The sequence below is a fragment of the uncultured Methylophaga sp. genome (genome assembly GCF_947259025.1).
Classification (GTDB): Bacteria; Pseudomonadota; Gammaproteobacteria; order Nitrosococcales; family Methylophagaceae; genus Methylophaga.
In genome coordinates this window covers 197,879-209,971 of the sequence record NZ_CAMYKO010000001.1, presented here as the reverse complement: position 1 = coordinate 209,971, position 12,093 = coordinate 197,879, and the positions used below count along the sequence as shown (strand labels likewise).

At 54.8% G+C, this 12,093-nt stretch carries 13 protein-coding genes; all 13 read right to left on the bottom strand.

The genetic code is table 11. The annotated features are described in order from the left end of the window. Positions 1-2 precede the first annotated feature (2 nt). The 13 genes from aroC to ahcY all read right to left on the bottom strand — a co-directional run bounded on the left by aroC (position 3) and on the right by ahcY (position 12,086). Complete coding sequence (aroC, locus tag Q0X64_RS01030) at positions 3-1,097, bottom strand: chorismate synthase (protein ID WP_297807817.1); 1,095 nt, start codon at positions 1,095-1,097, stop codon at positions 3-5. Positions 1,098-1,109: 12 nt separating this feature from the next. Beyond that, positions 1,110-2,468 carry a magnesium transporter gene (gene mgtE / locus Q0X64_RS01025; RefSeq protein ID WP_297807814.1) on the bottom strand — a complete coding sequence of 453 codons (1,359 nt, stop codon included), beginning with the start codon at positions 2,466-2,468 and terminating at the stop codon, positions 1,110-1,112. Between the two features lie 124 nt (positions 2,469-2,592). Beyond that, positions 2,593-4,341 (bottom strand): phosphoenolpyruvate--protein phosphotransferase, encoded by a 1,749-nt coding sequence (gene ptsP, locus Q0X64_RS01020; protein ID WP_297807812.1) that lies wholly within the window; start codon positions 4,339-4,341, stop codon positions 2,593-2,595. Beyond that, positions 4,338-4,607 (bottom strand): HPr family phosphocarrier protein, encoded by a 270-nt coding sequence (locus tag Q0X64_RS01015; RefSeq protein ID WP_297807810.1) that lies wholly within the window; start codon positions 4,605-4,607, stop codon positions 4,338-4,340. Before Q0X64_RS01015 ends, ptsP begins: the two co-directional genes overlap by 4 nt. Further along, entirely contained in the window at positions 4,604-5,011 is a 408-nt protein-coding gene (locus tag Q0X64_RS01010; protein ID WP_297807807.1) for a PTS mannose transporter subunit IIA, read from the bottom strand. Before Q0X64_RS01010 ends, Q0X64_RS01015 begins: the two co-directional genes overlap by 4 nt. A 172-nt stretch (positions 5,012-5,183) precedes the next feature. Then, on the bottom strand, positions 5,184-5,696 hold the full coding sequence (locus tag Q0X64_RS01005) for a serine kinase (RefSeq protein ID WP_297807804.1): 513 nt from the start codon (positions 5,694-5,696) through the stop codon (positions 5,184-5,186). A gap of 3 nt (positions 5,697-5,699) precedes the next feature. Next, positions 5,700-6,161: a PTS sugar transporter subunit IIA gene (locus Q0X64_RS01000; protein WP_297807801.1), complete on the bottom strand. Its 462-nt coding sequence runs from the start codon at positions 6,159-6,161 to the stop codon at positions 5,700-5,702. Between the two features lie 15 nt (positions 6,162-6,176). Then, complete coding sequence (gene raiA, locus Q0X64_RS00995; protein WP_297807799.1) at positions 6,177-6,503, bottom strand: ribosome-associated translation inhibitor RaiA; 327 nt, start codon at positions 6,501-6,503, stop codon at positions 6,177-6,179. 33 nt (positions 6,504-6,536) lie between these two features. Then, entirely contained in the window at positions 6,537-7,991 is a 1,455-nt protein-coding gene (locus Q0X64_RS00990; protein WP_297807797.1) for an RNA polymerase factor sigma-54, read from the bottom strand. Between the two features lie 114 nt (positions 7,992-8,105). Beyond that, positions 8,106-9,098, bottom strand: a complete 993-nt coding sequence (locus tag Q0X64_RS00985) for an ATP-binding cassette domain-containing protein (RefSeq protein WP_297807794.1) — start codon at positions 9,096-9,098, stop codon at positions 8,106-8,108. Then, positions 9,095-9,787, bottom strand: a complete 693-nt coding sequence (locus tag Q0X64_RS00980; RefSeq protein WP_297807791.1) for an ABC transporter permease — start codon at positions 9,785-9,787, stop codon at positions 9,095-9,097. Before Q0X64_RS00980 ends, Q0X64_RS00985 begins: the two co-directional genes overlap by 4 nt. A 25-nt stretch (positions 9,788-9,812) precedes the next feature. After that, positions 9,813-10,667, bottom strand: coding sequence for a methylenetetrahydrofolate reductase [NAD(P)H] (gene metF / locus Q0X64_RS00975; protein WP_297807789.1), 855 nt, complete (start codon positions 10,665-10,667; stop codon positions 9,813-9,815). Positions 10,668-10,775: 108 nt separating this feature from the next. Continuing rightward, positions 10,776-12,086 (bottom strand): adenosylhomocysteinase, encoded by a 1,311-nt coding sequence (gene ahcY, locus Q0X64_RS00970; protein WP_297807786.1) that lies wholly within the window; start codon positions 12,084-12,086, stop codon positions 10,776-10,778. Positions 12,087-12,093: the final 7 nt, after the last annotated feature.

Below are 12,093 nucleotides of genomic sequence, written 5' to 3'. Positions count from 1 at the left end.
GCTTAGGGTTTCTGTGCCGGAATAATGGGCGTTTCCGTCTCCACATCCATATTCTGAGCGCGGTGGCGCAGGACATGATCCATCAGCACCAGGGCCAGCATGGCTTCGGCAATCGGTGTGGCACGAATGCCGACGCAGGGGTCATGACGACCTTTAGTGACGACTTCAATCGGGTTGCCTTCCCTGTCGATGCTGCGACCCGGAATGCTAAGGCTGGATGTGGGTTTCAGTGCCATCGACACCAGCAGATCCTGGCCACTGGTGATACCACCCAGCGTGCCGCCGGCATTATTGCTGAGGAAGCCTTCCGGGCTCATTTCGTCACGGTGTTCCGTGCCTTTCTGGGTGATTGAGTCGAAACCGGCACCGATTTCCACGCCTTTGACGGCATTGATGCTCATCATCGCATGGGCGATATCAGCATCGATGCGGTCAAAAATCGGCTCGCCCAGGCCGGGTGGCACATGGCGGGCGACGACGTTGATACGGGCGCCAATCGAGTCACCCTTCAATGACTTCATATAGTCTTCCAGCGCCTGCTCTTTATCCGGGTCGGGACAAAAGAAGGCGCTTTGTTCCAGGTGGTCCCAGTCCAGTTTTTCAACCTGGACCGGGCCCAGTTGTGAAAGGTAACCCTGAATTTCAATGCCATAGCGCTGGCGCAGGTATTTCTTGGCAATCCCCCCTGCCGCCACCCGCATTGCGGTCTCGCGTGCTGAAGAGCGGCCACCACCACGATAATCACGAACCCCATATTTCTGGTAATAGGTATAGTCCGCATGGGCCGGGCGAAACTGATTCATGATGTTGCCATAGTCTTTGGAGCGCTGATCGACGTTTTCGATCATCATGCCAATCGGGGTGCCGGTGGTTTTGCCTTCAAACACACCGGACAGGATTTTGACTTCATCGGTCTCTTTTCGCTGAGTGACAAAACGGGTTTTGCCTGGCTTGCGGCGATCCAGATCGTTTTGCAGATCGGCTTCGCTGAGCTCCAGCCCAGGCGGGCAGCCGTCTACGATGCAGCCGATAGCCGGGCCGTGGCTCTCGCCAAAGCTGGTGACGGTGAACAGTTTTCCAAAAGTATTACCAGACATAACAATCTCGAATTAAACGATAAACAGCGTGGCAAAGCCGAGGAAGGCCATAAAGCCGATGACATCGGTCACCGTGGTCAGCAGCACGCTACCTGATAGCGCCGGATCAATGCCTACACGTTTGAGTGCCAGCGGGATGGTCACACCAGCGAGGGCGGCAGCAATCAGATTAATAATAATGGCGGTGCCAATCAGCACCCCAAGAGCCACGTTATTAAACCAGATCACGGTTACAATCGCGATAGTGGCAGCCCAGATCACGCCGTTGCTGGCACCGACCAGCATTTCCTTGCGCAGCAGCCAGCCCTGGTTTTTATCATTGAGCTGACCCAGCGCCATGGAACGAATGACCAGGGTCAGGGTCTGGCTGCCGGCAATACCGCCCATGCTGGCGACGATCGGCATCAGGATGGCCAAAGCGACCTGTTTTTCGATGGTGGTTTCAAACAGACCAATCACCCAAGCGGCCAGAAACGCGGTGAGCAGGTTCACCCCCAGCCATACCGAACGGCGGTGAACACTGCGTTTGACCGGAGCAAAGGTATCTTCGTCTTCACCCAGACCGGCCATACTCAGCATCGAATGTTCGGCATCATCACGGATAACGTCGACCACGTCATCGATTGTAATACGACCCAGCAGGTGATGATCCTTATCGATGACTGGCGCTGAAATCAGATCGTGTTTTTCGAAGCGGCGGGCCACATCGCGATCGGACATGTTCGCCGGAATCGGATCAACCTGATGCGACATGACCTCACTGACCAGCAAAGCGCGGCTGCGGCTGACCACCTGTGACAGACGCAGGGTGCCGAGATAATGATCGTTGTGATCGACGACGTAAAGACTATCGGTATTTTCCGGTAGCTCACCCAGCATGCGCAGGTAGCGCAACACCACTTCCAGGGTGATATCAGTGCGCACGGTGATGACGTCGGTGTTCATCAGACCACCGGCGGTGTCCTCTTCATAACCGAGCACGGCTTCAACCCGGCGCCGGTGCTGGATATCCATCGCCCGCAGCACTTCATGCACGATGTGATCAGGCAGATCCTGGAGGATGTCGGCGACATCGTCGGTATCCAGATCTTCAGTGGCGTTGATCAGATCGGCGGTGTCCATTTCCGTCATCAGATCGGTACGGACTTCCTCACCCATGTAGGAGAGGACATCACCGCGCAGATCAGGGTTAATCAGCGGCCAGCAGACCTTACGTTCATTAGGCGGCAGGGATTCGAGCAGATGAGCGGTTTCTGCCGGATGCAGACTGGCCAGCAAACGGCGCATGCGTACAAAGCGGCCGCTTTGCAGGGCATCGGCGAGCGTATCGATTGACTGATTGAGGGTGTGCTCTTGGTCCAGCTCTGACATATCCAGGTCTCAACGGCGGCGGTGATTCGGATCCATCTCTCGGCCGCTATTTTAGCCTGCTTGCCGCCGGCTGAATAGCGCCAGCGGCGTTTAATCGGGCATTGATGACGGCAAAGCTGTCGCTTTAATGGTCGGGACCGTTAATCTGTTCCAGCAGCATGTCCGCCTCGAGCGGGTCGCTGGAATTCATGATTTCCAGGGTATTGGCGGGCAACTGGCTCAGTTCTGTCTCGTTGATGACCTGTTTGACCTCCAGCAGCGCATTGGGATGCATACTGAAATTTTCCAGCCCCATCGCCAGCAGTAGCCGGGTATAACGCGGATCACCGGCCATCTCACCACACATCGAGACATCGACCTTGTGCTTCTTGCCTGCCTGCAGGGTAGTGTGGATGAGTCGCAGCACTGCCGGATGCAGCGGGTCGTAGAGATAGTTGACGTGATCATCGATACGGTCGATCGCCAGCGTGTACTGAATCAGGTCGTTGGTGCCGATGGACAGAAAGTCGACATGACGTGCGAACATCTCGGCGCAAACCGCACTGGCCGGAATTTCGATCATGGCACCAATCTCGATATGACGGTCGTACTCGAGGTGTTCCTTGTCCAGTTCGTGCTTGCACTGTTCCAGGATATGCCGTGCCTGCAGCAGTTCATGCATGGTAGATATCATCGGGAACATGATCTTGATTTTGCCGTAACAGGAGGCGCGCAGAATCGCCCTGAGCTGGGTACGGAACATATTGGGCTGGCTCAGACACAGGCGAATCGCACGCAGGCCCAACGCCGGGTTGGTGACTACGGTCTGGTTCAGATGGCGGCCGCCATCGACGGTTTTATCGGCACCGAGGTCAAAGGTACGGATGGTGACGGGCTGGCCGTCCATGCCTTCCACCACATCCCGGTAAGCAGCGATCTGCTCTTCCTCTTCCGGGGGTGCCAGCCGGTTCATATATAAAAACTCGGTCCGGTAGAGCCCAATGCCCTGGGCACCGGCGGCACTGATGGTGGATAAATCATCGGGCAATTCAGCGTTGGCCAGCAGGGTGATGGATTTACCATCGCGGGTTTTGGTGGGCTGGGATTTGTATTTGCTTAGCGATGAAATGTGCTCGCGGAAGGCAATCAGCCGCGATTCGTATTCTTCCTGGGTGGTTTCATCGGCGCCCAGCAGCATGATGCCGCTCTCACCATCAACGATCAGCGGCTCATTGTCCTGCACATAACGGCGCACCGACTCAACGCCGACAATCGCCGGAATGCCCAGGCTACGGGCGAGGATAGTGGTATGCGAGGTGGCACCGCCATGCTCGGTGACAAAACCGACAATACCCTGATGTTGCATCAGCACGGTATCGGCCGGGGTCAGATCCTCGGCGATGATAATATGACCCTTGAGGCGACCGTCGGGGATCTCGTGATCAGCCACTTCCTGATCGGTGAGAATGCGGTGGATGCGATTAACGACATGATCGACATCATCCCGGCGGGTGCGCAGGTAGGGGTCATCCATCTCGTTAAACACATTAATCAGCGCATCACGCTGCAGTTGCAGCGCCCACTCGGCATTACAGCGGCGCTGGCGGATCATATCGACCGGCACTTTGTTGAGCGAGGAATCGCCCAGCATCAACAGGTGGGTATCAATGAAGGCACTGACATCAGCCGGTGCGTTGGCCGGAATATGATTGCGGATCGATTTTAGCTGCTCCTTGGCCTGTTCAATCGCGTCGAGAAAGCGATCCACTTCCTGCTCAATGGCAAAGGCCGGGATCAGGTATTCGCGAACGTCAGGTTGGTTGTGGAACAGAATATGGGCGCGGCCCATGGCGATACCACGGGAAACCCCGATTCCCTGCAGTTCAAGGGTCATTCGCCTTCCCCGAAATAGTCATTGATCAAAGCACCGATAGCGCTTAAAGCAGCTTCAGCATCATCGCCTTCTGCGATGACCGTGATATCCGTGCCTTTGGCGGCGGCCAGCATCATCACACCCATAATACTTTTGCCATTGACCGTGCGGCCATCGCGGCAGACACTGATTTCGGCCTGATAATCAGACGCCGTCGTGACGAATTTGGCGGCAGCACGCGCATGCAGGCCCAGTTTGTTAATGATTGTGTAGGTTTGTTCCATCATTTACTCGAATATCCTGAGTGATGACAGCGGACCACGCCTTCCTGGCCACCGCTTAAGGCTTTGACCTCCAGCTCTTCAAGATTGAGGGTCGGATAATTAAGCACCCGTATCAGCATCGGCAGGTTGAGGCCTGAGACCACACGGATATCGCTGCGGTCAGACACGGCGCAGGCGATATTACTGGGGGTGGAACCGAACATATCGGTGAGGATCAATATCCCCTGACCCTGGTCGAGTTTCTGCAGATCCTCGTCCATTTCCAGCCTGATGTGGTCGGGGTTATCGCGGGAAGCGATAGACAGCACCTTGGTGGGCAAGGGGCAGCAGGACAACATCTGCTTTGCCGTATTGATGAGCTCGGTGCCGATATGATTGTGTGATACCAGTAAGATGCCTACGGTCATTTTTGCTCTCTGTTAAAACAGCTATCGCTGTGGGCAATTAACAATGGGGCTGCGCCAGTCTGCTGACGGCTTTGAATGTAATGGATATCCGGCCTGCAGGCAACAAAGGCCCTGACCTGGCCGAGGCCCGAGACCTTGCAGCAACTGGCTGTGCTAAACAACAAAGTCGCACTCAGGACGGCATCTGCGCCTGTTGCCTGCGCTTGAGTTTGAGGCCGGCGCTGTCGTGCTGCTGCATTTTAAGCCAGGTCAGCAAACGCGTCATCACGCTGGCCGGGTTGTTGGGAGACAATTTCAGCAACGGCAGACTGCGCTGCATGATAGTGGTGGTCAGTTGCTGACCTTCAATATCAGCGGGGATGGGCGCATTGCTGAGTTCAACGACACACTGCAGCGGGGCAGATTCCACCCAGGCGCTGACGCCAAACAGTTTTTCAATATCAATCGTGCCCAGTTCGCGGGTGTGCAGGAGCCCCTTGAGCATATTGGGGCAGTGCCCGAACAGACTGTCCTCACTGTCACTGACCTCAATCACATCATCAGCCACCAGTTGATGGCCGTCAGCGATCAGTGCTAAGGCCAGGCTGCTTTTACCGATGGCGGCTTCTCCGGTGATCAAAACGCCCTGACCGTGAATGCATACCATCACGCCGTGGCGGGGCTGAGGTTCAGAGTGAGCAGACATGATTCAATCGTCGTCTATGGAAAGCAGCAGTTCAAAAATGGCTTCGCTGTCACGGGCCTGGCGGATGCGTTCGCAGATATCAGGATCGCGAAACAGGGTGACCAGTCGTGACAGATGCTGCAGATGGTTGTCGGTATCTTCTTCCGGCACCAGCAGGGCAAAGGCAATATCAATGGGCTGGTTGTCGGCAGCTTCGAATGGCACCGGTGTCGCCAGCGTGAGCATGGCGGCGACGGTGTGGGTCAGCCCGGGCACCCGGGCGTGGGGAATCGCCACGCCCTTGCCCAGACCGGTACTGCCGAGGCGCTCACGCTCCAACAGTACCTGGAATATTTTCTCTGCTGTTGTCGCGTTCGTGTTGGCAGCCAGTTTCTGACTCAGATTTTCCAGCACCTTTTTTTTGCTGGAAGCCGGATCATGAAAACTGATGCTGTCTTTATTAACCAATAAAGCGGCAATAAGCATAGAAAATCCCGTGGTTTAATTGACTCGATGCTTCATTTCGGCACCGACTGCCTGATGGTGGTCAGTGATTTTATCTTTGTGCTTGATGATCTGGCGATCCAGTTTGGCAACCAGACTCTCAATCGCACTGTACATATTCTCGTGCTCATCAGAGGCGAACAAATCGGCGCCGCTGACGTGAACGGTGGCTTCCGCTTTCTGGCGCTGTTTCTCGACAGAGAGGATGACGTGGACATTGGTCATGTTATCGAAATGACGAGTCAGTTTTTCGAATTTTTTATTGACGTGATCACGCAGGCTGTCAGTGATATCGACGTGTTGTCCGCTTAAATTTAATTGCATAAATAAGACTCCTCTAGAGTGGTGATGACTGGTTCAGACCAGTCTTTTTCGCTCATTCGAAGGCGCAATCGCCAACGTTTCACGATACTTTGCAATTGTTCGGCGAGCGACATTGATGCCCTGTTCTCCCAGGATATCGGCGATCTTACTGTCGCTCAGCGGCTTGCGCGGGTTTTCCGCGGCCACCAGTTTCTTGATGATAGCGCGTATCGCCGTGGCTGAACATTCACCGCCGGCGTCAGTGCTGACATGGCTGGAAAAGAAATACTTCAGCTCGAAAATACCACGTGGTGTATGCAGGTATTTGCGGGTGGTGACGCGGGAAATGGTGGATTCATGCATTTCCACCGCTTCGGCAATATCCGCCAGCACCAGCGGTTTCATCGCTTCTTCGCCGTGGTCGAGAAAATCTTTCTGCCGTTCAATGATGGCCTCGGTGACCCGCAGCAGCGTTTCATTGCGGCTTTGCAGACTTTTCAGGAACCAGCGCGCTTCCTGCAGATTATTTTTCAGGTAGGTGTTTTCAGCACTGTTATCGGCGCGGTTGATCAACTGCGCATAATGTTCAGCAATCTGCAGCCGCGGTGCATTGTCCGGGTTGAGTGACAGTTGCCATTGGCCTTTAAAACGACGTGCATAGACGTCGGGCACAATATATTCGGTATTATTGGTTTGAATCAGGCTACCGGGACGGGGATTGAGCAGTTGGATGGAGCGCACCAGATCGGTCAGCTCATCATCAGACACTTTGAGTGCCCGTTTTATCTGCGCGTAGTCGCGTTTGGCAAGCGTGTCGAGGTGCTTGTCGACCAGTTCACGCAACTGGTCCATATGCGGCAGGCCGTTGGCCTCATAGACGCGCAACTGGATCAGGAGGCATTCGCGTAAATCACGGGCGGCCACACCGACCGGGTCAAAATGCTGGATCCGGTGCAATACGGTTTCAATTTCATCCAGTTCGGTGTCGGCGAACTCCTCGCCCAGGCTCTGCTGGATGTCTTCCAGCGTGGTTTTGAGATAGCCGTCGTCTTCCACTGAATCGATGATGGTGGTGGCGATGGCTTCTTCGGCCTCGGTGAAGTGGGTTAAACGCATTTGCCACAGCAGGTGCTGCTGCAGCGTATCACCGCTTTCGTCCTGATTATCGCGCTCCATATCGCTGTCGCCCATCGGTGCGCTGCCGATGCTGGAAACATGCTGGTTGTCGTACATGTCTTCCCACTTGGTATCGACTGGCAGATCTTCAGGGATGTCCTGGTTTTCCAGTTGGCTGATATCGCGGCTGGCCTGATCGTCTTCTTTACGCTGGCTGTTGTTTTCGTCGTAATCGTAGTCTTCTTCGACGTCCAGCAGCGGGTTGGTTTCCAGTGCTTCCTGGATTTCAGCCTGCAATTCCAGTGAGGAAAGCTGCAGTAAGCGGATGGCTTGCTGCAGCTGCGGTGTCATCGACAGGCTTTGGCCTACACGTAGCTGTAAAGTGGGTTTCACAAATGTTCTTGGAGTGATGTTGAGACCATGACTTTATGTTACCGCAAGTGTTATGCCATTGCCTACAGGATCCGGGCAAAATCTTCTGTGAGATAAATCCGTTTGCAGCCAGTCCTAAAACACACTGACAGCGCTGGCCTTGAAATGCAGCCAGACTGTGTCGCCAAGATGCAAAGACAGGCGTTGCAGCGAGGTCGGCGTGATGATGGCATGGAATAGTTCACCGCAGTCGACCAGCAGACGGACATGGCCCGATTCCTCCGCGATCTGTACCAGCCGCCCCTGAAAGCGGTTGAGCATGCTGCTGTGGTGCAGCGGCTGATCGGAAATAATGATCTGACTGGGGTCAATCGCAATATGGCGGGCCTGCGATGCATCATCAGCCACATGGATGATAATCCTGCCGGTGTGGAATAACAGCTCCCGGCATTGACCGTGGTAGAGGTTCAACAGCGGTGCCGCGGTAACACGGCCACCCACCAGGCTTATGGAATGGTCGGCAATCGCCATCGCCTGCAGCCGATCGTGGGTGGAGAAGATGACAGTCTTATCCTGCTCTGCGGCAAACTGGGTTATGGTCTGTTCCAATTGACGGATATGACGCTGATCCAGATGGGAAAACGGTTCATCCAACAGCAGAATATCAGGCTGATAGGCAATGGCACGGGCAATCGCGGCACGTTTCAGCTCGCCGCCCGACAGGGTGGCGGCGTCCTGATCGGCCTGGTTTGTGAGGTTCACCAATGCTAAAGCCTGCTCAATCAGATCGCCATAAGTGGCTTTGGGGATCTGCTGCAGCTTGAGTGCCAGCCTGAGGTTATCGCGAACGGTGCCCGGCAGCAGATAGGGTTGTTGGCTGACAAAACCGATACGGCGTCGCTGGGCGGCGCTGGGTTTGTCACTGATAAGCTGATTGCCCAGAGAGATATGACCATGTTGCGGCCGGCTGATAAACGCGAGCAGATGCATCAGGGTGGATTTACCGGCACCGTTTTCGCCCAATAAGGCGGTGCTCTGATTAGCCGGCAACACCAGCGACTCAATATTGAGCGCCTCGGTATCCGCAAAGCGCATCTGGATATCCTGAAGCTGATAGACCGGCGTCATGCTTTGCTCCGATTTAATGCCGACAGGGTGAAATTGAGCACAAAGGCGATAATCAGTAAGACCATGCCCAAGGCCAGCCCCAGTTCAAACTCGCCCTTGCTGGTTTCCAGGGCGATGGCGGTGGTCATGGTGCGGGTGTAGCCGGCGATATTGCCACCCAGCATCATGGCGGCACCGACCTCACCGATGGCGCGGCCGAAACCGGTAATAATGCCGGCCAGGATCGCCAGCCGGGTGGCGCGGATCACCTGCTGCATCATCGGCAAAGTCCGGGCTCCCAGGCTCTGCAGGGTGGTGACCAGCCGCGGATCGGCCGAGTTAACGGCGGTAATGGTCAGATTCATCATGATCGGGAAGATCAGAATCGCCTCGGCAATAATAATGGCATAGGGCGTGAACAGCAGGCCCCAGTCTCCCAGCGGGCCCTGACGGCTGAACATGCCATAGAGCAAAAGACCGATGACGACGGTAGGCATCGCCATCAGGGTATTAAGCAGATGCTGGATAAATCGTTTACCCGGAAAGCGATGCAGCGCCATGGCTACGCCCGCCGGGATCGCCAGTACCGCGGCTATCAGTGACGCGGCGAGGGAAATCACTACCGAGGTCATGACAATGCGCATGATCTCCGGATCGAGATTGACGATCAGGCTGAAGGCGGCGGCGAAAGAGGTAGCAAAGTAGTCCATTGCTCAGTATCCCCGCCTGTCGTTATCAGCTCTCTACCAGATTGAGTCGCTGACAGATGGTCAGCGTCGGTTCGGTTTTGTTCATGGTGTAGAAATGCAGCCCCGGCACATCCAGTTCGATAAGCTGCTGGGTGAACTCGGTCAGAAAGTCGAGGGTAAAGGCTTTCATCGACTCGGTATCATCGTAAAACTCTTCCAGCCGTTTACGCAGCCAGCGCGGGATTTCAGCACCGCAACTGGCTGAAAAACGGGCCAGTTGCGCAAAGTTGTTAATCGGCATAATGCCGGGAATCACCGGGATATCAATGCCTTTTTTCTCACAGCGATCCAGAAAAAAACGATAGGCATCAATGTTGTAGAAATACTGCGTGATGGCACTGTCAGCACCGGCATCGACTTTACGTTTGAAATTATCCAGATCAAATTCAGCGGTTTGTGCCTGGGGATGCACTTCCGGGTAGGCGGCGACTTCAATATTGAAATAGTCACCGGTCTCGGCGCGGATAAATGAGACCAGTTCGTTGGCATAACGGAAATCACCCGGATCGCGCATGCCAGACGGTAAATCACCGCGCAAGGCGACAATGCGTCGAATATTGTTGTCTTTATAGGTGGCCAGCATTTCGCGTAAGCGCTCGGCATTAGAACCCACACAGGATAAATGCGGCGCAGCATCGATACCGGTTTGCGGTTGGCTTTGCTGGATTTCAATCACCGCTTCCATGGTGTTGTCCTGGGTGGAGCCGCCGGCACCAAAGGTTACGGAATAAAATTCAGGAGCAAGGGGCTGCAGGTTTTCCCGCACCCGGCGCATATTGCTGATGCCCTTGTCGGTTTTAGGCGGGAAAAATTCGCAGCTGATAGTCAGGTTTCTGGACATGTTGTTGTCTTGGCTAAAAAAATGGGCCGAATAAATCAGCCCATATTAACTCAGGGTCTGCCGAACTTCACCCCGGCCTGTGTTTGAGGCCGGGATGAGGCAGCAGCATTAATAGCGATAATGCTCTGGTTTGAACGGACCTTGCTGATCCAGACCCAGGTAGTTGGCCTGTTCCTGTGACAGTGTGGTCAGGTTGGCACCGATGCGGCCCAGGTGAAGCTGGGCGACTTTTTCGTCCAGTTTCTTCGGCAGGACGTAGACTTTGTTGTCGTAGTCGTCACTGTGGTGCCAGAGCTCGATTTGCGCCATCACCTGGTTGGTGAACGATGCTGACATCACAAAGCTCGGGTGACCGGTGGCACAGCCCAGGTTCACCAGGCGGCCTTCAGCCAGCATGATAATGCGCTTGCCGTCGGGGAAAATCACATGATCAACCTGCGGCTTGATGTTTTCCCACTCATAGTCACGCAATGAAGCGACATCAATTTCATTATCAAAGTGACCGATATTGCAGACGATGGCTTCGTTTTTCATCGCTGCCATATGGTCGTGATTGATCACATTGACGTTACCGGTGGCGGTGACAAAGATATCAGCAACAGCCGCGGCTTCTTCCATGGTGACGATGCGGTAGCCTTCCATGCTCGCCTGCAGCGCACAAATCGGATCGATTTCAGTCACCAGCACGGTGGCGCCCATGCCACGGAATGCCTGGGCACAGCCCTTGCCGACGTCGCCGTAACCCAAAACCACGCAGATTTTACCGGCGATCATGACGTCAGTGGCACGCTTGATGCCATCCAGCAAAGATTCACGGCAACCATACAGGTTGTCGAACTTGGACTTGGTGACCGAATCGTTGACGTTAATGGCGGGTACTTTGAGCTTGCCGGCTTTCATCATTTCATAAAGGCGGTGGACACCGGTGGTGGTTTCTTCCGACAGGCCTTTGACGTCATCCAGAAGCTCTGGATACTTTTCGTGCATCATCAGCGTCAGATCGCCGCCGTCATCCAGAATCATATTCGGACGCCAGCCGTTGGGGCCGATAATGGTCTGCTCGATACACCATTCGGCTTCTTCTTCAGTTTCACCTTTCCAGGCAAACACCGGAATTTCCTGATCCGCAATCGCAGCGGCAGCGTGATCCTGGGTAGAGAAAATATTGCACGATGACCAGCGCACTTCGGCGCCCAGTTCAACCAGCGTTTCAATCAGCACGGCTGTCTGAATGGTCATATGTAAGCAGCCGGCGATGCGGGCGCCTTTCAGAGGGGCCTGATCTTTATATTCTTCGCGCAACGCCATCAGGCCGGGCATTTCGCTCTCGGCAATCTTGATTTCCTGGTGGCCCCATTTGGCCAGCGAGATATCGGCGACTTTGTAGTCGGGGTTCAGGTTTTCGATAACAGATTCCATGACAATT